The organism is Pseudomonas germanica (genome assembly GCF_019614655.1).
Lineage (GTDB): Bacteria > Pseudomonadota > Gammaproteobacteria > Pseudomonadales > Pseudomonadaceae > Aquipseudomonas > Aquipseudomonas neuropathica.
On record NZ_CP071586.1, the window covers coordinates 1,687,232 to 1,705,927 of the forward strand.

At 59.3% G+C, this 18,696-nt stretch carries 19 protein-coding genes; 9 read left to right on the forward strand and 10 right to left on the reverse strand.

Features of this window, described 5'->3' with window-relative positions; genetic code table 11:
* Nucleotides 1-101 precede the first annotated feature (101 nt).
* Nucleotides 102-383 carry a DUF1145 domain-containing protein gene (locus J0G10_RS07440; RefSeq protein WP_016985580.1) on the forward strand — a complete coding sequence of 94 codons (282 nt, stop codon included), beginning with the start codon at nt 102-104 and terminating at the stop codon, nt 381-383.
* Complete coding sequence (locus tag J0G10_RS07445) at nt 376-1,134, forward strand: hypothetical protein (RefSeq protein ID WP_095049125.1); 759 nt, start codon at nt 376-378, stop codon at nt 1,132-1,134. Before J0G10_RS07440 ends, J0G10_RS07445 begins: the two co-directional genes overlap by 8 nt.
* A gap of 107 nt (nt 1,135-1,241) precedes the next feature.
* On the opposite strand, the gene J0G10_RS07450 is transcribed toward J0G10_RS07445, so the two are convergent.
* Entirely contained in the window at nt 1,242-1,700 is a 459-nt protein-coding gene (locus J0G10_RS07450) for a CopD family protein (RefSeq protein ID WP_095049126.1), read from the reverse strand.
* 99 nt (nt 1,701-1,799) lie between these two features.
* Here J0G10_RS07450 and dinG point away from each other — a divergent pair, with 99 nt between their 5' ends.
* From dinG to pdxH, 5 genes are all read left to right on the forward strand, one after another.
* Nucleotides 1,800-3,944 carry an ATP-dependent DNA helicase DinG gene (gene dinG / locus J0G10_RS07455; RefSeq protein ID WP_038358136.1) on the forward strand — a complete coding sequence of 715 codons (2,145 nt, stop codon included), beginning with the start codon at nt 1,800-1,802 and terminating at the stop codon, nt 3,942-3,944.
* Nucleotides 3,945-4,039: 95 nt separating this feature from the next.
* Nucleotides 4,040-6,511 (forward strand): beta-galactosidase, encoded by a 2,472-nt coding sequence (locus tag J0G10_RS07460; RefSeq protein WP_220558234.1) that lies wholly within the window; start codon nt 4,040-4,042, stop codon nt 6,509-6,511.
* Between the two features lie 190 nt (nt 6,512-6,701).
* Entirely contained in the window at nt 6,702-7,847 is a 1,146-nt protein-coding gene (locus tag J0G10_RS07465) for a serine hydrolase domain-containing protein (RefSeq protein ID WP_220558235.1), read from the forward strand.
* A gap of 113 nt (nt 7,848-7,960) precedes the next feature.
* The gene (locus tag J0G10_RS07470) at nt 7,961-9,067 is read left to right on the forward strand and encodes an OmpA family protein (RefSeq protein ID WP_095049129.1); all 1,107 of its coding nucleotides are present in this window, start codon (nt 7,961-7,963) and stop codon (nt 9,065-9,067) included.
* Between the two features lie 24 nt (nt 9,068-9,091).
* Complete coding sequence (gene pdxH, locus J0G10_RS07475; RefSeq protein ID WP_220558236.1) at nt 9,092-9,739, forward strand: pyridoxamine 5'-phosphate oxidase; 648 nt, start codon at nt 9,092-9,094, stop codon at nt 9,737-9,739.
* Between the two features lie 5 nt (nt 9,740-9,744).
* Here the strand turns inward: pdxH and J0G10_RS07480 are convergent, their stop codons facing one another.
* Nucleotides 9,745-9,981, reverse strand: a complete 237-nt coding sequence (locus tag J0G10_RS07480; RefSeq protein ID WP_095049130.1) for a hypothetical protein — start codon at nt 9,979-9,981, stop codon at nt 9,745-9,747.
* Nucleotides 9,982-10,160: 179 nt separating this feature from the next.
* Between J0G10_RS07480 and J0G10_RS07485 the strand changes: the two genes are divergently transcribed.
* Nucleotides 10,161-10,625 (forward strand): outer membrane lipoprotein, encoded by a 465-nt coding sequence (locus J0G10_RS07485; protein WP_007918566.1) that lies wholly within the window; start codon nt 10,161-10,163, stop codon nt 10,623-10,625.
* Between the two features lie 76 nt (nt 10,626-10,701).
* Here the strand turns inward: J0G10_RS07485 and J0G10_RS07490 are convergent, their stop codons facing one another.
* The 5 genes from J0G10_RS07490 to nhaA all read right to left on the reverse strand — a co-directional run bounded on the left by J0G10_RS07490 (nt 10,702) and on the right by nhaA (nt 14,114).
* Complete coding sequence (locus tag J0G10_RS07490) at nt 10,702-10,953, reverse strand: pyocin S6 family toxin immunity protein (protein WP_095049131.1); 252 nt, start codon at nt 10,951-10,953, stop codon at nt 10,702-10,704.
* Between the two features lie 27 nt (nt 10,954-10,980).
* The gene (locus J0G10_RS07495) at nt 10,981-11,226 is read right to left on the reverse strand and encodes a colicin E3-like toxin immunity protein (RefSeq protein ID WP_034154981.1); all 246 of its coding nucleotides are present in this window, start codon (nt 11,224-11,226) and stop codon (nt 10,981-10,983) included.
* A gap of 55 nt (nt 11,227-11,281) precedes the next feature.
* A complete protein-coding gene (locus tag J0G10_RS07500) occupies nt 11,282-11,536 on the reverse strand; it encodes a colicin E3-like toxin immunity protein (RefSeq protein ID WP_095049132.1) in 255 nt (84 codons plus the stop codon).
* A gap of 7 nt (nt 11,537-11,543) precedes the next feature.
* Nucleotides 11,544-12,758: a colicin E3/pyocin S6 family cytotoxin gene (locus J0G10_RS07505; protein ID WP_220558237.1), complete on the reverse strand. Its 1,215-nt coding sequence runs from the start codon at nt 12,756-12,758 to the stop codon at nt 11,544-11,546.
* Between the two features lie 171 nt (nt 12,759-12,929).
* On the reverse strand, nt 12,930-14,114 hold the full coding sequence (nhaA, locus tag J0G10_RS07510; RefSeq protein ID WP_095049134.1) for a Na+/H+ antiporter NhaA: 1,185 nt from the start codon (nt 14,112-14,114) through the stop codon (nt 12,930-12,932).
* Nucleotides 14,115-14,364: 250 nt separating this feature from the next.
* On the opposite strand from nhaA, the gene J0G10_RS07515 reads away from it, so the two are divergent.
* Nucleotides 14,365-15,459, forward strand: a complete 1,095-nt coding sequence (locus J0G10_RS07515) for a PLP-dependent cysteine synthase family protein (protein WP_095049135.1) — start codon at nt 14,365-14,367, stop codon at nt 15,457-15,459.
* A gap of 115 nt (nt 15,460-15,574) precedes the next feature.
* Here J0G10_RS07515 and J0G10_RS07520 read toward each other — a convergent pair whose 3' ends face one another.
* The 3 genes from J0G10_RS07520 to J0G10_RS07530 form a co-directional block, all read right to left on the reverse strand.
* On the reverse strand, nt 15,575-17,188 hold the full coding sequence (locus J0G10_RS07520) for an NAD(P)/FAD-dependent oxidoreductase (protein ID WP_150775290.1): 1,614 nt from the start codon (nt 17,186-17,188) through the stop codon (nt 15,575-15,577).
* A 97-nt stretch (nt 17,189-17,285) separates the two neighbouring features.
* Nucleotides 17,286-17,939 carry a COG3650 family protein gene (locus J0G10_RS07525; protein WP_095125620.1) on the reverse strand — a complete coding sequence of 218 codons (654 nt, stop codon included), beginning with the start codon at nt 17,937-17,939 and terminating at the stop codon, nt 17,286-17,288.
* Nucleotides 17,940-17,998: 59 nt separating this feature from the next.
* Entirely contained in the window at nt 17,999-18,598 is a 600-nt protein-coding gene (locus J0G10_RS07530) for a short chain dehydrogenase (RefSeq protein ID WP_095049138.1), read from the reverse strand.
* Nucleotides 18,599-18,696: the final 98 nt, after the last annotated feature.

Sequence of the window (18,696 nt, forward strand, 5' to 3'; positions counted from 1 at the left end):
TTTGGCAGACGATCGAAGTTTTTTCATTTTCCCCTCTGGCTTATCCCCCGCAGAAGCCGTTACTGTGCGCCCAAAGAATAATTCGCAACACGGGGGAGCGTATGAAAGTGTTCTGGTGGCTGGGGCGGTTGTTGACCCTGCTGTTCTGCTGCGTGGTGCTGGCCAATCAACTGGTGCCTTTCGTACATCCGCTGCATCTGCTGGTCAATCTGGCTGGCGGCCTGCTGTTGCTGATTCATCTACTTGAAGTGCTGCTGTGCAATCGCAGCCTCAAAGGCCGTCCGCACCCTTGGCGCGACCGTGGCCGCATCCTGCTGTTCGGCGTATTCCACTTGCAATCCATCCCGGCCCCGGCCGCTCCGGAGGCTTCTTCCCATGCGTAAACTCTGCTTGCTCGCTGCATTCATCAGCCCATTGGCCTGTGCCCAGGTGGTCAGTGTCGAAACCAATTCGCTGATGCGTTTGCCCAACACGGCCAGCACGTTGCAGCTGGAAAAACTGGAAGTGGCCGATTACGGTACGTTGCTGATTCCTGCCAACGTGACCGAACTGACTGTGGGCGAGTTGCGTCTTGGCCATGAAGCCCGTATCGCGATCGTTCCGAGCGAGAACGCTTTGGAGATGAAGGTCGCTCATGCAGAACTGAGCGACGGCAGCCGGATTACTGCACGGGGTGCACCGGGTACTTATGAAAAAGCCGCCCGTGCCGGGCGCAATCTGAATCTGCAATTCAAGGCGTTGAACGCACCGCAGCTGTTGGTCGATGCCCGTGGCGGCACCGGCGCGCCGGGGTTTGTCGGCCTCGATGGCGGTAATGGTGAAGACCCGGGCTGCACTTATGGCTCGGCCGGGCACGGTTTTGATGGCAGTAACGGCAGCGATGGCCAACCGGGCGCACCGGGTGCGTTGGTGCGGCTGGAAGTGCCTCGCGAGTTTCCGGCGGAGTTGATCAAGGTCAATGTGGCAGGTGGCAACGGTGGCCCGGCGGGTGTTGGCGGCAAAGCAGGGAAGGGCGGCAAGTCCAAGGGGTGCTTGGTGTATCGCGCCGATGGTGGCAAGAACGGCAAGGCCGGGGCGGATGGCCAGCCTGGGCCAGTGGGGGCGGCGGGGGCGGTGACTGTGCAGCGCTTGTAAGATCACTGATTGTTCCCACGCTCCGCGTGGGAACACAGCCCGTGACGCTCCGCGTCACTGGACGCAGAGCGTCCCTTGCGGCATTCCCACGCAGAGCGTGGGAACGATCACGGCCTCGCCGCCGCAATCGCCACCAACACCACCCCCACAATCAGATTAAGCCCCACCACCCGGCGAATTCGCCCCAGCACCGCCGCACCCGCCGGCCAGTCCTTTGCATCAACCGCCGTGCGCAATTCCGGCAGCATCAACCCCTGAATGCGGATAAACAGCGCAGTCATCACCACGTACAAGCCCATCATCACCTGCACATACTTCGGCGCGGTCTCAAACCCGACCTGCTGCAAATGCAACATGCCCACGCCGCTGATCGGCAACAGAATCACCGCGACCCAGACCCACCGAAAAAAACCTTGAAACACTTCCACCCACAAGGTCAGGCGGGCAGGGCCGTCGAGGGCCTTCACAGCCGCCGGGCGCAAGACCATCCAGGCGAAAAACATGCCGCCGACCCACACTAGGGCGGACAGCACATGCAGGGGGTAAACGAGGCTAAAAGGTGTCATTGGGGCACTCCGTTCTGCGCGGGATTAATTAGCGGGGTATGATAGCCGCCATCCGAAACCACTGAAAATTTATCCAGCGTTTTTTGCGCCCGACAATCCATGATCAGTACTGAACTCAAAACCACGATCCAGGGCGCCTATTCGCGTTTTCTAGAGGCCAAGAGCCTCAAACCGCGTTACGGCCAGCGCCTGATGATCGCTGAAATCGCCAAAGTCCTCGGGGATATCGACACCGACGACGAAGGCCGGCGCAGTGGCGACCCCGCGATTGTCGCGGTGGAAGCCGGTACCGGTACCGGCAAGACAGTGGCCTACAGCCTGGCCGCGATCCCCACCGCCAAACTGGCCGGCAAACGCCTGGTCATTGCCACCGCGACCGTCGCTCTGCAGGAGCAGATCGTCTACAAGGATTTGCCCGACCTGATGCGCAACAGCGGGCTGAATTTCAGCTTCGCCCTGGCCAAGGGCCGTGGCCGCTACATGTGCCTGTCCAAGCTCGACATGCTCTTGCAGGAAGGCCACGCGCAAACCGCCACTGCCCAGCTGTTCGAAGAAGAAGGCTTCAAGATCGAGGTCGATGAGGCCAGTCAAAAGCTGTTCACCAGCATGATCGAAAAGCTCGCCGGCAATAAGTGGGACGGCGACCGTGATAGCTGGCCGAATGCACTGGAAGATGCCGATTGGGCGCGCCTGACCACCGATCACAGCCAGTGTACCAACCGCCATTGCCCGAACTTCGGCCAGTGCGCCTTCTACAAGGCCCGCGAAGGTATGGGCAAGGTCGACGTGATCGTCACCAACCACGACATGGTCCTGGCTGACCTTGCACTGGGCGGCGGCGCGGTGTTGCCGGATCCGCGCGACACCATTTACGTGTTCGACGAAGGCCATCACCTGCCGGACAAGGCCATCGGCCACTTCGCCCATTACACGCGCCTGCGTTCCACCGCCGACTGGCTGGAAACCACCGCGAAGAACCTGACCAAACTGCTGGCCCAGCATCCGCTGCCGGGCGATCTTGGCAAATTGATCGAACAAGTTCCGGAACTGGCGCGTGAGATCAAGGCTCAGCAACAGTTCATGTTCAGCGCCTGCGAGCAGGTCGCCGATTTCAAACCCGGCGAAGACGTCGAGGGTCGCGAGCGGCCACGGCATCGCTTCGTCGCCGGGGTGATTCCCGAGCACATGCGCGAAATGGGCATCGAGCTAAAAAAAGGTTTTTCCCGTCTCAACGATCTGTTCACCCGTCTGACCGACCTGCTCAAGGAAGGCATGGACGGCGAGGTCAACATCGGCATCGCCAGCAATCAGGCTGAGGAATGGTATCCGCTGTTCGGCAGCCTGTTGTCGCGTGCCTCCGGCAACTGGGAGCTGTGGACTGCGTTCACCGCCGAAGACCCGGAAGACAGCCCGCCGATGGCGCGCTGGCTGACTCTGGCCGAAAGCGGTTCGCTGTTCGATATCGAGGTCAATGCCAGCCCGATCCTGGCGGCAGAAACCTTGCGCCGCAGCTTGTGGAACGTGGCTTACGGCTGTCTGGTGACCTCGGCGACCCTCACGGCGCTGGGCACTTTCGACCGCTTCCGCATGCGCGCCGGCCTGCCGAAAAAGGCCGTCACGGCTGTGGTGCCGAGCCCGTTCCATCACGCCGACGCCGGTGTGTTGCGGGTGCCGGACCTGAAAGCCGATCCACGCGATGCCGCCGCACACACGGCAGCGATCATCCGTGAGTTGCCCGATCTGGTCGAAGGCTCGCGCGGCACCCTGGTGTTGTTCTCCTCGCGCAAACAGATGCAGGACGTGTTCGACGGTCTCGACCGCGACTGGCGCAAGCAAGTGTTCATTCAAGGCAACCTGTCGAAACAGGAAACCCTGAACAAGCACAAGGCGCGGGTCGACGGCGGTGATTCCAGCGTGCTGTTCGGTCTAGCCAGTTTCGCCGAAGGGGTGGACTTGCCGGGTGCGTACTGTGAACACGTGGTAATCGCCAAGATCCCGTTCTCGGTCCCGGACGATCCGGTCGAAGCGGCGTTGTCGGAATGGATCGAGGCCCGTGGCGGCAATCCGTTCATGGAAATCTCCGTGCCCGACGCTTCGCTGAAACTGGTTCAGGCCTGCGGGCGGCTGCTGCGCACCGAAGAAGACCGCGGCACCATCACTTTGCTCGATCGGCGTCTGGTCACCCAGCGCTACGGCAAGGCGATCCTCAATGCGTTGCCACCTTTCCGTCGTGAAATATCCTGAGACAACGGTGGGCAGTTTTGCCCGCCGTGTTGTCTATCTCTCTGCCATCGCTTTTCCATTGGCCATTGTTGGTCGTTAGGGAGAACTCCGTTCTTATGATCCGCCGTTCGTTGCCTGCCGTATTTGCCTTGATCTTCGCTGCCCCGTTGCTGGCAGCGCCCGCCGGTCAGCAGACCCTGTTCAACTTTGTCCGTCCTGCCGACGTGGTGAAAATCGCCACCGAAAACGCTGATCTGCCGCAAGCCAACGCCGAGCAAACGCCTGAGGGCGAAGTGCTGCGCCGGGTGACGTTCAACCCGGTGGCCCGCCCAACCTTGCGTCTGACGCCGCAGACCGGCGCTTGGGACTGGTCGCAGTCAGGCATGATGACTTTGCGTTTGCAGAGCGCAATGGACTGGGCGGTGACGGTCTATGTGCAAATCCAGAGCAACGACGGTCGCACCCTGGTCAGCCGCGTCGACCTGCCGGCCGGGCCTGCGCAGACCCTGTTGGTGCCGCTGGTGGCATCGTCACCGCTGAGTCTTGGCATGAAAGCCGGGCCACCCATGCCAATGACGGTCGATGGTCAGCGGATCCTGCTGGCCAGCAGCAGCGGGGAGATCGATCGCAGCCAAGTGGTTTCGGTGAGCTTGTCTTTGGATCAGCCGAAAGTCGCGCAGAGCTTGCTGCTCGAACGCTTCGGTGTGCAGGACGGCGACTCGGTCACCCAGGCTGTTTACGGCAATCTGGTCGACGCCTACGGGCAATCGACCCGCAGCAAGTGGCCGGAAAAGATCAGCAACGACGAACAACTGAAATCCGCCGCCGCCAAGGAACAGCAACAGCTGAAAACCTGGCTGGCCGAGCGTGAAAAGTCTTCGCTGGACAAATTTGGCGGCTGGAATAAAGGCCCGGCGTTCAAGGCCAGCGGTTTCTTCCGTACTGAAAAGCGTGATGGCCGCTGGTATCTGGTCACGCCTGAAGGTCATCCGTTTTACTCGCTGGGCGTGAACACCGTCAGCCCCCAGGTCAACCAAACCTACGTGGCTGGCCGTGAGTACATGTTTGAATCCCTGCCTAAACCTGAAGAACCGTTGGCCAAGCATTTTGGCGAGGGTGACAACCGTGGCGGCAACGGTGTTGATCAGGGCCGGGGATACGGCAACGGGCGCTGGTACGACTTCTATGGCGCCAACCTGCAGCGCGTGTACGGTGAACCGTGCAAAGCCGACAGTGAGAGCAAGTCCGGAGTCGCCGAAGCGGCCAAGTCTGCCGCCGCTGAAACGGCCGCAGTGAACTCGGCTGAACCTGTCTCGGTGCCTGCGGAGCCGAAGTCCGGTGTCGCTGAGGCAGCCAAAACTGAAACCGTACAAGCGACGGCGGAAAAGGCTGCTGAGCCGTGCAAGGCCACCATTGATGAGCAACAGTGGGCCAGCCACACGCTCGATCGCCTGCAAGCCTGGGGCTTCAACACGGTTGGTAACTGGAGTGCCGATTCGCTAAGTGATGCCGAGCGTGTGCCTTACACCTTGCCGCTGTCGATCGTCGGTGACTACACCAGCATCAGCACTGGCAGCGACTGGTGGGGCGGTATGCCGGATCCGTTTGATCCGCGTTTCGCCATGGCCACCGAGCGCGCTGTCGCCATCGCCGCCCGCGATCACCGCGACGATCCGTGGCTGATCGGTTACTACGCCGACAACGAACTGGCGTGGGCCGGTCCCGGCGATGATCCGAAATCCCGCTACGCGCTGGCCTATGGCACCCTGAAAATGACCACCGACGTGCCAGCAAAGCGAGCGTTCCTCAAGCAATTGCGCGACAAGTATCGCAATCAGGCGGGGCTGTCGAAGGCGTGGGGCATTGATCTGCCGGCGTGGGAATTGATGGAAGACCCGGGTTTCGTGCCACCACTGCCGAACCCGGAACATCCGGAAATCGAGGCTGACTTCAAATATTTCCAGAAAGTCTTCGCCGACACTTACTTCAAAACTATCTCCGACTCGCTGAAATGGCACGCGCCGAACCAGTTGCTGCTTGGCGGTCGCTTCGCCATCAGCACCCCTGAAGCTGTAGCCTCCTGCGCGCAGTATTGCGACGTGTTGAGTTTCAACATGTACACGCTGAAACCGCAGGACGGTTATGACTTTGCCGCACTGGGCGCTTTGGACAAACCGGTAATGATCACCGAATTCAACTTTGGCTCAGCGGATCGTGGCCCGTTCTGGGGCGGCGTCACGCAACTGGCCAAGGAAGAAGATCGCGGCCCGGCCTACGCCAACTTCCTCAAACAAGCGCTGAATGAACCGTCGATTGTAGGCGTGCATTGGTTCCAGTATCTGGACCAACCGGTAACCGGCCGTCTGCTTGATGGTGAGAATGGCCACTTCGGTCTGGTGGGAGTGACGGATCTGCCGTATCAGGGCTTCGTCGAGTCAGTGCGCAAGAGCAATTTGCAGGCCATTGATCAGCTTGGCAAAGAGGCCGAGAAAGCCCCTAAGCAAGAAGCCGAAGGCGGCAGGAAAGGTGAGGCAGGCAAAGGTGCGGGAGCAGGGCACACGGGTGGGCACTCGGGGAATGGTCATTAATCTGTGATGCGCTAAAAGATCGCAGCTTGCGGCAGCTCCTGCAGAGGAACGCGATCTCATGTAGGAGCTGCCGCAGGCTGCGATCTTTTGACTTGGCTTTTAACCGTCTGGCCCGCAGCTGTTCCCAAATCCCTCTAGGGCTGGAACAATGCGGGCCACTTTGTAGAGCGTTTTCGCGGGGGAGTTGCGGGTGCAGATTCAGGGACATTACGAGCTTCAATTCGAAGCGGTGCGCGAAGCCTTTGCTGCACTGTTCGACGATCCCCAGGAACGCGGCGCAGCCCTGTGCATCAAGGTCGGTGGAGAAACCGTCCTCGACCTCTGGTCCGGTACCTCCGACAAGGATGGCGCCGAGGCCTGGCACAGCGACACCATCGCCAACCTGTTCTCCTGCACCAAAACCTTCACCGCCGTCACCGCCCTGCAACTGGTCGGTGAAGGCAAGCTGCAACTGGATGTTCCGGTCGCCCGCTACTGGCCGGAATTCGCCGCTGCCGGCAAAGAATCCATCACCCTGCGCCAATTGCTTTGCCATCAGGCCGGTCTGCCGGCGCTGCATGAGCTGCTGGCGCCGGAAGCCCTCTACGATTGGCAAACCATGGTCGACGCCCTCGCGGCTGAAACACCGTGGTGGACGCCGGGCACTGGTCACGGCTATGCCGCGATCACGTACGGCTGGCTGATCGGCGAATTGCTGCGCCGCGCTGACGGTCGCGGGCCTGGCGAATCCATCGTCGCCCGTGTCGCCAAGCCGTTGGGACTGGATTTCCACATCGGTCTGGCTGACGAAGAATTCCACCGGGTGGCGCATATCGCTCGCGGCAAGGGCAATACTGGTGATGCCGCCGCGCAACGCCTGCTGCAAGTGACCATGCGCGAACCGGCCGCCATGACCACTCGCGCTTTTACCAATCCGCCCTCGGTGCTCACCAGCACCAACAAACCGGAGTGGCGACGCATGCAGCAACCGGCGGCCAATGGCCACGGGAATGCGCGCAGTCTGGCCGGTTTCTACGCTGGTTTGCTCGACGGCAGCCTGCTCGAAAGCGACATGCTCGAAGAGCTGACCCGCGAACACAGCCTCGGCGAAGACAAGACTTTGTTGACCCAGACCCGTTTCGGTCTGGGCTGCATGCTTGATCAACCGGATGTGCCCAACGCCACTTACGGCCTCGGCCCACGTGCGTTCGGCCATCCGGGCGCGGGCGGTTCCATCGGTTTTGCTGACCCCGAGCATGATGTCGCGTTTGGTTTTGTGACAAATACCCTTGGGCCGTACGTCTTGATGGATCCCCGCGCGCAGAAGCTCGCGCGGGTGCTTGCCACTTGTCTGTAAAGTTTCATCCGAGGTCCCAGGGTCGGAACCTCAAGCGGTTTTTCGTTTCAAAACGGCTGTTTATCCGGGCGAAAGTGCTCTGATTTTTCATTACTTCATTTTGTGGATTTTCAATGTCATCTAAAAAGACCCTCGCCCTGGCCCTGTGTGTAGCGATCACCGGTTGTGCACAGACCCCGAAAAACGATGCGGACGGCGGTAGTTGGTGGCCGTTCGGTTCTTCCGACAAGGTCGCGGCCAAGGAGCCAGCTCCGGCCCCCGCCCCGCTGAAACCTGCGGCCTCCGCACCCGTGGCCAAGACTCAAAGCAGCAGCCCGTGGTACTGGCCGTTCGGTTCCGATGATGAAGCGGCCAAGGCCGATATGAAGGCTGAAGTCGCCCCGGAAGCGAAAAAAACGGTCACCGTGGCCAAAGCTGAAGCCGACGCGGGTGGCAAATGGTGGTGGCCGTTCGGCGGTAAGGATCAACCCACCACCAAAGCCGTGCCGATGCCTGATCCGAAAGTGACCCAGGCCTGGCTCGACGACTACGAACCGCGCCTGCGTGAAGCGGTCAAGGACAGCAATCTGCAACTCGAACGCCGTGAAAACGTGCTGGTCGTGACTGCACCGGTCGAAGGCTCGTTCAATCCGGATCGTCCCGCCATGCTGCTGCCGGTCACCCTCGGTCCGTTCACCCGAGTGGCGAAAATCCTCGAAGCCGACCCGAAAACTGCCGTGCTGGTCCTTGGCCACAGCGATTCCAGTGGTGCCGCGCCTGCCAACATCAAACTCAGCCAGGAACGTGCCCAGTCCATTGCGGCGATCTTCCGTCTCAGCGGCTTGCAGCGTGATCGCCTGATGCTGCGCGGCATGGGTTCGGAAGCGCCGCGTGCGGCCAACGACAGCGTTGAAGGTCGTGCCCTGAACCGTCGTGTCGAACTGCTGGTGACCCCGCAGAACACCATGGTTGCGCTGCTGAGCAAGTACAACATGCCAGCGCCGAAGCCAGTGACCATGGTCGCCGCGCAAGACGTCAAGCCAGCCGCCAAACCGGTAACTCCAGCGCCTGCTGCGAAAAAAGCTGCTGTTCCGGCGACCAAGAAGGCTCCAGCGAAAAAAGCGGCTGCCAAGGCGCCGGCTAAAAAAGCACCGGCCAAGGCCCCAGCGAAAAAGACTGCTCCAGCCAAAGCCGCCGCGACCGACAAGAAAGTCGCCGCGACCGATACCACCAAGAAGTGATCCGCTAACGAAAAGGAATGCGCCATGACCCAGGCTCTGGCAGATATGCGTCGTGATTACACCCGGGATGGTCTGACCGAGGCGCAAGCCCCGGCCGAGCCATTTGCGTTGTTTCACCAGTGGTTTGCCGACGCGGTGAAAACCGAACAGGCGCCGGTGGAAGCCAACGCCATGACCCTGGCCACGGTCGACCAGGATGGGCGACCGCATTGCCGCATTCTGCTGCTCAAGGGCCTGGACGAGCAGGGTTTCACCTTTTTCACCAATTACGACAGCGCCAAGGGCCAGCATCTGGCGGCTAATCCGTTTGCCGCCATGACCTTTTTCTGGCCAACCCTGGAGCGTCAGGTGCGCATCGAAGGACGGGTGGTGAAGGTCACGCCTGAAGAATCCGATGCGTATTACCAAGTTCGCCCCTTGGGCAGCCGCCTCGGTGCCTGGGCTTCACCGCAGAGCCGGGTGATCAACGGGCGCGGTGAGCTGGAAGATTTGCTCAAGGCCACCGAGCAGCGTTTCTCCGACACGCAACCCGACTGCCCGGAACATTGGGGTGGTTACCGCTTGCTGCCAGAGCGCATCGAATTCTGGCAGGGCCGTCCAAGCCGTCTGCACGATCGCCTCAACTACCGTTTGCAGGGCGCCGACTGGATTCTTGAACGTCTGGCACCTTAAGCAGTCTACCGAGCGGGATAGCCTGCCGCAGCGGCCTCCAGCCACTTCGGCAGATCCCGGCGCTTGATCTTCTGCATCTGAGCATTCGCTAACTGTTTGAGCATGAAGGCGCGTTTGCCTTCATCCTTGCCCGCCAGTGACAGCGCTAGGTCGCGATCCATCCAGCGTTTGATCCGCACGTACAACCACCAATGGAAGTACAAACCGGCGGCAGTGGTGACGACGATGATGAAGTAATCCATGAAAATCCTTGGTGTCGGTGGCGCAGAATCGGTAATTTGGCGCTACTGTAGGCCTACATCAGGGGGAGCGTGCAGGTGTCTGTACCGCGCCTGAATGAAAGCCAATTTATCCGGGCGGTGTCGTGACAGGCGTCAAGCCACGGAGTTTAATGACTATATGTTTCTTTGGAGTTGATGCTATGCGTAAGTCTGTTCTGCTGGTTGCTTCCTTTTCCACGATGGCGATGTTGCTTACCGGCTGCCAATCGAGCCTGACCGGTGACTCCTACTCCCGTGACGAAGCGCGTCGTGTGCAGACGATTCGCATGGGCACCATCGAATCCCTGCGCCCGGTGAAAATCGAAGGCACCAAAACCCCGATCGGCGGCCTCGCTGGTGCAGCGGTCGGCGGCGTTGGCGGCAGCGCCATCGGCGGCGGCAAGGGCAGCATCGTTGCCGCGGTTATCGGTGCGGTGGCGGGTGGTCTGATCGGTTCGGCCACGGAAGAAGGCCTGACTCGTACGCAAGGTGTGGAAATCACCGTGCGTGAAGACGACGGCAGCATGCGTGCTTATGTGCAGCAGGTGCAGGAGAATGAAGTGTTCCGCGTTGGCGAGCGCGTGCGCATCTCCACCGTTGGCGGGACCAGCCGCGTTTCGCACTAAGCGGAATTCAGGGTAAAGAAAACCCCGATCAGGTGACTGGTCGGGGTTTTTTGTTTTTTGCTTCCCAATTCGGTAGTCAGTAATCAGCACCGGTGCCCATGAAGAACTCCAAACCCTTCGGGAGGCTAACTTTGAGAAGAGTTTTCAGCGCAGTGACTTGATCTGTAGTCAATAACAGCTCCCCGGGTTCCAATTCATTCAGGGGCTTGGATTCAATGAGCTGTGCAACTTTTTCGTTCATCTCGCTATCTTTTATATGTAACTCGAATTGCAAAGAGTCATCTTGAGCGTCATCAGGGTAAAAGCCGGTTATCGAAAGGTAGCGCATTAAATTTCAATAGCCTGTTTGTCGGTATTAACTGTAGTCAAACGAAATTTGATAGTCGTTGGCACTCAGAATGATTTGATGTTGAAAGTATGGCTGAATGGTCGCAACCCACTTCTCGACGACGTTGAAGCTGCCATTATTGATGTTGCCCTCCACCGGAATGCCTAAGGCATTCAGTACTGATTCATCATCCCCCAGATCTTTTGACGACTCCTCGCCCTGCAATTGCAGGGTTGCTGTGTCGTACCACTCCAGTCTCAGTTCTAGTCCCATATCTCTTCCTCACAGATATCTTTTTTTGATATTTTTTCGGGTATTGAATGGGTATCTACCAGTTGTCGCGGTATACGAATGATATCTGATAGTCGTAAGACGAATATTGGATGAAGTGCTGGAAGTACGGTTGAAGAATCTTTAACCAATCGGATTTAACATCAAATCCGCCATTATTTATGTTTCTGGCAGGCGACAGGCCTAACGCTTCAATTAGTGAGCAGTCCTCACCAAAATCTTTCGACAGCTCCTCTCCTTCACCCAGTTCGGTTTGCTTGTCATACCATTCAAGCCTGGCCTTCAGTCCCATGTAATCCTCATAAATATTTTTTGATATTTCGTTTCTTTTTGGGCGGATCTATCTGTTCGCCAGTCCTATGATCGAAAGAGCCTAAATGGCTGCCATCGCTTGCGCGGTATGCTTCAAGTTCACCGTGCAGATAGTCCCATTCGTATATTATCCGGCCTTTCGCGTTGATCCAGCGATCCCGAAGCCCTCCGTTGTATGGTGTTTTCTTTTTTGCTCTTCTCAAATCAGGAAAGGCTGTTATATCCACCGTTTCAGGAGCTGGGTGATAGGTATGACCCTCTTCGGCGGTACCTTTCGCAGCGCTGACAACAATGTAAATCGGTTTTACTCCCGACCCCACCGGAAAAACCAGAATGAAATCCCGATACTCCGGCGGATAAACCGGATTAACCAGAATCCCGTCCGCCGCTTTCGTCGGCGGATAAACCCAGATGTGCGGTGCCTGCGGTGCAGCCTCCAGCGCGGGAATACCAAGGATGTCCGAGCCATCTACAGCAGGCGTCCAGATCAGTTCTACACCTTCGCCCAAGTCAGCAATGAACTGGCTGCCACGCAACTTGAACTGCACGACATCAACGATTTCCCAATCGCGATTCTTGCCGGTGTAGAAGCCGTAACCCTTCAGGCTGCCGTCGGCCTGCTGTTCGACCCTCAACCGAACACGCGTTCGCGCCTGTTCAAGTCCACGCAGTTGATCGTCGGTATAGAGCGCGCTGTCACCAAGACTCGAGGGCATGAACAGCGCAACCAAACCAACCAAAGGCGCAACAGCCGCGCTTGATACAGCAGCGGGCAGTGCTTCAAACATCGACCCCGCCAGAGCCAGATTGCCAAATCCTATTGGAATAGCCGTTGCGCCGATTTTCTTGAGAGGAACTGCGCCGCTTTCATCGGCCTCACGCGCGCCCAGCAGGATCAGGTCGCCGTAATCCTTCAGGCTGTCAGTCGGCACCATCCCCGAAGGACTCGAGTAATCGATAATCGCATCCGGCAATTTGCAGGACTTGGCGAATACGCAGCCGGCGCGAACGGGATCGGCTTTTTTGACCGCCACCTCACGACTGCGCTCGAAAGCCTCCTGCCGCGCCAGCATGGCGTCGTAAGCGTTTTGTCTGGCATCGCGCTCGGCCAGTTCAGTGGCCGTCATGTAGCGGTAGGTGACGTGATGCCCGTCGCCTTGCGGTGGGTTTTGAACCCGAGGAATGTCCTTGTTGCCAGCCACTGATCGTCCTTTCGTTCATCCATCGACAGCCCTTCGCAAAGGGCTGCGCAACGTTAACGAAGCAGGAAAATGGTGGCTGTAGGACGCGTCGCTAAAGACGTGAGGATTGTTCGCTGTGTAACGGGAACGCAGGAAGTTTGTGGCGAGGGTGCTTGACCCTCGCCACAGAGGTTATATCGGTTGGGAGTTCTTGCGACTCGCCGCCGCCGTCACCGCATAACCAATCAACGCCGCCAGAATCGACCCGGTCAAAATCCCCATCCGGTCCATGCCAGCGTAATCACTCACACCCGGTTCAAACGCCAGCGAGCCGACAAACAGGCTCATAGTGAAGCCAATGCCGCACAGGATCGCCACGCCCAGCACCTGACCCCAGTTGGCACCTTGGGGCAGGGCGGCGATGCCGGTTTTGACCGCGAGCCAAGTCAGGCCGAACACGCCGACGGTCTTGCCCAGCAGCAGGCCCACCGCGATGCCCATCGGCACATGGTGAGTGAAGCTTTCCACGGTGACACCGCTCAGCGACAGGCCGGCGTTGGCGAAGGCGAACAGCGGCAGGATGCCGTAGGCCACCCATGGGTGCAGCGCATGTTCGAGGGTCAGCAACGGCGACGGTTCGGCGTTTTTCGTGCGCAGCGGGATGCAGAAGGCCAGGGTTACGCCAGCCAGCGTTGCGTGGACACCACTCTTCAGTACGCAGACCCAGAGGATCAAACCGATGATCATGTACGGCCCAAGCTTGACCACCCCGAGCCGGTTCATCGCCACCAGCGCCGCGATGCACGCTGCTGCAAGGCCCAGGGAAAGAGTCGAGAGTTCGCCGGAGTAGAAGATGGCGATGATCACGATGGCGCCGAGGTCATCGATGATCGCCAGGGTCATCAGGAACAGTTTCAGCGACACCGGTACGCGCTTGCCGAGCAGTGCAAGCACGCCGAGGGCGAAGGCGATGTCGGTCGCGGTCGGGATTGCCCAGCCGTCGAGGGCTGCCGGATTGTCGCGGTTGAGGAACCAGTAGATCAGCGCCGGCACCAGCATGCCGCCGATCGCGGCTGCACCGGGCAGGACGATCTGCGACGGTTTAGACAGCTGACCGTCAAGGACTTCGCGCTTCACTTCCAGGCCGATGAGCAGGAAGAACATCGCCATCAGACCGTCGTTGATCCACAGCAGTAGGGGTTTAGCGATTTTCAACGCACCGATCTGCGCCACCACCGGGGTGTCGAGCAGGCCGGTGTACAGCCACGACAGCGGCGAGTTGTTGATAATCAGAGCCAGGATGGCCGCGGCGATCAATAACAGACCGCTGGCAGCTTCCAACTGAAAGAAACGCGTGAAAGTGCTACGCAGAGGCAAGGTCGCTCTCCATCGATAAAGTCAAAAGGTGGGACACCCTAACCCGTACTGTTAGTTGTTAAAACAAAAGTTATATTCTTTTTTGTTATATGTCGTTACAAGGTGTCTGGCTCAAGCCACGCTGAGCCTAGCAGTTGCCTGACATATTGAGACTCAGCTGTATCTGTGCGCGCTATAGGATTTTTCCTAAGCTGATAAGTGAGCCTTTCTAACAGCTTCATCTCCTGCCGATCCAACGAGAACCATCACCATGAGCGACAACCGACAGTGGGCCCGCGAAGCCATCCGCATCATCGAGGCGGATTTTCAGCGCAGCGCCGACACCCACCTGATCCCTTTGCCGCTGCCAGGTTTTGCGGGTATCGAGTTGTATTTCAAGGATGAGTCCAGTCATCCAACCGGCAGCCTCAAGCATCGGCTGGCTCGTTCGCTGTTTCTCTATGCATTGTGTAACGGCTGGCTGAAACCCGGCGCGCCGGTGATCGAGGCGTCCAGCGGTTCGACGGCGATTTCCGAAGCGTATTTCGCGCGGATGCTCGGATTGCCATTCATTGCAGTGATGCCGGCGACCACCTCCAAAGAGAAGATTGCGCAGATCGCTTTCTACGGTGGCCAGAGCCATCTGGTGAAAGATCCGACGCAGATCTATGCCGAATCCGAGCGCCTGGCCCGCGAACATGGCGGCCACTTCATCGACCAGTTCACCTACGCCGAACGTGCCACTGACTGGCGCGCGAACAACAACATTGCCGAATCGATCTTCCAGCAGATGCGCTACGAGAAACACCCGGAACCGAGCTGGCTGATTTCCAGCCCCGGCACCGGCGGCACCACCGCGACCCTGGGTCGTTACGTGCGCTATCGCCAGCATTGCACCCGCGTGTTGTGCGCCGATGCCGAGCGTTCGGTGTTCTTCGATTACTACCAAACGGGCGATGCGAGTTTGCGCCTGGACTGCGGTTCGCGCATTGAAGGCATTGGCCGGCCGCGCGTTGAGGCGTCGTTCCTGCCGAAGGTGATTGATGCAATGGTCAAAGTGCCGGATGCCTTGTCGCTGGCCGCCATGCATTATCTGGCGCAGCGCCTGGGACGGCATGTTGGCGGGTCGAGCGGGACCAATCTGATCGGTGCGTTGATGGCGGCGCAGCAGATGAAAGCGGCGGGGGAGTCGGGGTCGATCGTGGCGATTCTGTGCGATGGCGGCGAGCGGTATGCCGACACCTATTACGATCAGGATTGGCTGAAGGCGCAGGGGTATGAGCTGGCTGGATTGATCGACGCAGTGGCGGCGAGTGCCGAGCGGGGTGAGGCGCTGCCGACTTCAGTACAGCGCGCCAATATCTGATGCAGCGAAATCAACTGTAGGAGTGAGCCTGCTCGCGATAGCGGTACTCCATTCAACATCAATGTTGAATGGAGTACCGCTATCGCGAGCAGGCTCACTCCTACAGGGTTTTGTGTCAGTCAGTCAGGCCGAGGATGTCCCGCGCCACGGCTTCGGCAATGCGAATCCCGTCAACACCTGCCGACAGAATCCCGCCCGCATAACCCGCGCCTTCACCGGCCGGGAACAAGCCCTTCACGTTCATGCTCTGCAGCGTTTCGTTACGGGTAATCCGCAATGGCGAAGAGGTGCGCGTCTCGATGCCAGTCAACACTGCATCGTGTAACGAATAACCGCGAATCTGCTTCTCGAACGCTGGCAAGGCTTCGCGAATCGCTTCAATCGCAAAATCCGGCAAGGCCAAGGCCAGATCACCCAGCGCCACCCCCGGTTTGTACGACGGCTCGACTTCGCCCAGTTCGGTCGATGGGATGTCGTTGATGAAGTCGCCAACCAGTTGCGCCGGCGCCTTGTAATCGCTGCCGCCGAGGATAAAGGCGTGGGATTCCAGGCGTTCCTGCAACTCGATCCCGGCCAGCGGGCCGCCCGGGTAATCGACTTCCGGCGTAATCCCGACAACGATGCCTGAGTTGGCATTGCGCTCGTTACGCGAGTACTGGCTCATGCCGTTGGTGACCACGCGATTCGGCTCGGAAGTCGCCGCGACCACGGTGCCGCCCGGGCACATGCAGAAGCTGTAGACCGAGCGGCCGTTCTTGGCGTGGTGCACCAGTTTGTAGTCGGCAGCCCCGAGTTTCGGGTGGCCGGCGTACTTGCCCAGGCGCGCACGGTCGATCAGCGATTGCGGGTGTTCGATACGGAAACCCACCGAGAACGGCTTGGCTTCCATGAACACGCCACGACTGTGGAGCATGCGGAAAGTGTCGCGGGCGCTGTGGCCGAGGGCCAGAACCACGTGTTTCGAATGCAGGGTTTCGCCGCTGGCCAGTTGCACGCCGACCAGTTGGCCGTCTTCGATCAGCACGTCGCTGACGCGCTCCTGGAAACGCACTTCGCCGCCCAGTTCGCGGATCTGCTCGCGCATGTTTTCAACCATGCCGGTCAGACGGAACGTACCGATGTGCGGCTTGCTGACGTAGAGGATTTCTTCCGGTGCACCGGCCTTGACGAACTCGTGCAGGACTTTGCGGCCGAGAAACTTCGGGTCCTTGATCTGGCTGTACAGCTTGCCGTCGGAGAACGTGCCCGCACCGCCTTCGCCAAACTGCACGTTGGATTCCGGGTTGAGCACGCTTTTACGCCACAGGCCCCAGGTGTCTTTGGTGCGCTGGCGGACTTCGGTGCCGCGTTCGAGGACGATCGGCTTGAAGCCCATTTGCGCCAGCAGCAGGCCGGCGAAGATCCCGCACGGGCCGAAACCGACAACGATCGGACGCTGGCTCAGGTCGCTCGGCGCCTGACCGACGAATTTGTAGCTGACATCCGGCGCCACGTTGACGTTACGGTCATCGGCGAACTTGCCCAACACGTTGGCCTCGTCGCGTACGTTGAGGTCGATGGTGTAGATGAAGCACAGTTCGGAGGACTTTTTGCGCGCATCGTAGCTGCGCTTGAACAAGGTGAAATCGAGCAAATCATCGCTGGCGATGCCCAGGCGTTGCACGATGGCAACGCGCAGGTCTTCTTCGGGATGGTCGATTGGCAGCTTGAGTTCAGTGATTCGTAACATGGCGAGGATCCGGGTTCGCGGGGCGCACAACTGCGCCAGGGCGTTTGAAGGCCGCGATTATAAGCCGCAAAGGCCGGATCCGGTGAGGCTAAAACGCTCAGTCGTTGCGCGATCCGCCGAAATACCCGCAACCACGCTGCACCTGGCCGTCGATGCGCAACTCGGCGCTCATGTGCTGCACGCTGCCGGTGCTGCTGTCGACGCAGCGTTGCGGTGCGACCCACAATTCGATGCGCTGGTTGTTGGCTTCGCTGCTCAGATTGAAGCGGCCATCGCCCAATTGATCTTCAATATACGGCACAGCAAGTGGCGGCTGACCTTCGCGGTCGATGACCATGCCTTTGCCGCTGACTTTGACATTCCACTCCGGGCCATGGCCGGTGGCGCGCAGGATCAGCAGTTTGAAGTTGGGGTCATCGCAGGCAGTGCCGGAGCGTTCGACGCGATACAGCTGCGTCAGATCGAGTCGATCACCGGCGACTTTGCCGCGAACGTCGGCAAACAGTTTGCCTTGCTCGTCCGCGAGGGTCGCGGCTTCCTGCAGAATGCTGGTGCCACCCATGTCATTGACGACGAGTTGGCGCTGATCCTGGCATGGCTGGAACACCAGTTTGCCGTCAGCGGCGGTCAGTTGCCCCTGCATCCGCGTCTGCCCGACGTGCGAGGCACTTTCTCGCTGGCCATCGAACAACTGGCAAGCGGCAAACAACGGCAGCAGGGCAATAACGACTAACGAACGGGCAACACGCATCTTCGGCTCTCCAGACAAGTGCCGCCACGTTACGCAGCCTGACCGTTCATCACAAGGGTTTAGCCCACGTGAAATGTCTGACCTGTCTGCAAGCCTTCGACACTTTTCGCGTAGGCCAGCGCCACATCCGCCGCAGGAACCGGCTTGTAACCACGGAAATACGGGGCGTAGCTACCCATGGCTTCCAGCAGTACGGTCGGGCTGATCGAGTTCACTCGCAGGCCGCGTGGCAATTCGATCGCGGCGGCGCGGACGAAGCTGTCGAGGGCGCCGTTGACCAGCGCTGCCGAGGCACCGCTGCGAATCGGATCGTGGCTGAGCACTCCGGTGGTGAAGGTGAATGACGCGCCGTCATTGGCGAATTCGCGACCGATCAGCAGCAGATTGACTTGGCCCATCAGTTTGTCTTTAAGCCCGAGGGCGAAGCTGTCTTCAGTCATCTCACCCAGCGGTGCGAAGGTCACGTTTCCGGCAGCGCAGACCAGTGCATCGAACTTGCCGGTCTTTTCGAACAATTTGCGGATCGATGCGCTGTCGCTGATATCCACCTGCAAGTCACCGCTGGTGCGGCCAATGCGGATGACTTCATGGCGTTGCGACAGTTCTTTGTCCACCGCTGAACCAATGGTGCCGCTAGCGCCTATCAACAGAATCTTCATCGTGCCGTACCTCAAGTGATTGAACGAGGTTTCAGTCTAGAGTGGTTTTTTCTGTGGATAAGCGCGCTAATAGGCAACCTTTGGTTTTCAAATGGAAA

Coding starts and splice junctions, on each gene's coding strand:
- J0G10_RS07440 (WP_016985580.1), top strand. CDS start 102: ATGAAAGTGTTCTGGTGGCTGGGGCGGTTGTTGACCCTGCTGTTCTGC.
- J0G10_RS07445 (WP_095049125.1), top strand. CDS start 376: ATGCGTAAACTCTGCTTGCTCGCTGCATTCATCAGCCCATTGGCCTGT.
- J0G10_RS07450 (WP_095049126.1), bottom strand. CDS start 1,700: ATGACACCTTTTAGCCTCGTTTACCCCCTGCATGTGCTGTCCGCCCTA.
- dinG (WP_038358136.1), top strand. CDS start 1,800: ATGATCAGTACTGAACTCAAAACCACGATCCAGGGCGCCTATTCGCGT.
- J0G10_RS07460 (WP_220558234.1), top strand. CDS start 4,040: ATGATCCGCCGTTCGTTGCCTGCCGTATTTGCCTTGATCTTCGCTGCC.
- J0G10_RS07470 (WP_095049129.1), top strand. CDS start 7,961: ATGTCATCTAAAAAGACCCTCGCCCTGGCCCTGTGTGTAGCGATCACC.
- pdxH (WP_220558236.1), top strand. CDS start 9,092: ATGACCCAGGCTCTGGCAGATATGCGTCGTGATTACACCCGGGATGGT.
- J0G10_RS07480 (WP_095049130.1), bottom strand. CDS start 9,981: ATGGATTACTTCATCATCGTCGTCACCACTGCCGCCGGTTTGTACTTC.
- J0G10_RS07485 (WP_007918566.1), top strand. CDS start 10,161: ATGCGTAAGTCTGTTCTGCTGGTTGCTTCCTTTTCCACGATGGCGATG.
- J0G10_RS07490 (WP_095049131.1), bottom strand. CDS start 10,953: ATGCGCTACCTTTCGATAACCGGCTTTTACCCTGATGACGCTCAAGAT.
- J0G10_RS07495 (WP_034154981.1), bottom strand. CDS start 11,226: ATGGGACTAGAACTGAGACTGGAGTGGTACGACACAGCAACCCTGCAA.
- J0G10_RS07500 (WP_095049132.1), bottom strand. CDS start 11,536: ATGGGACTGAAGGCCAGGCTTGAATGGTATGACAAGCAAACCGAACTG.
- J0G10_RS07515 (WP_095049135.1), top strand. CDS start 14,365: ATGAGCGACAACCGACAGTGGGCCCGCGAAGCCATCCGCATCATCGAG.
- J0G10_RS07520 (WP_150775290.1), bottom strand. CDS start 17,188: ATGTTACGAATCACTGAACTCAAGCTGCCAATCGACCATCCCGAAGAA.
- J0G10_RS07525 (WP_095125620.1), bottom strand. CDS start 17,939: ATGCGTGTTGCCCGTTCGTTAGTCGTTATTGCCCTGCTGCCGTTGTTT.
- J0G10_RS07530 (WP_095049138.1), bottom strand. CDS start 18,598: ATGAAGATTCTGTTGATAGGCGCTAGCGGCACCATTGGTTCAGCGGTG.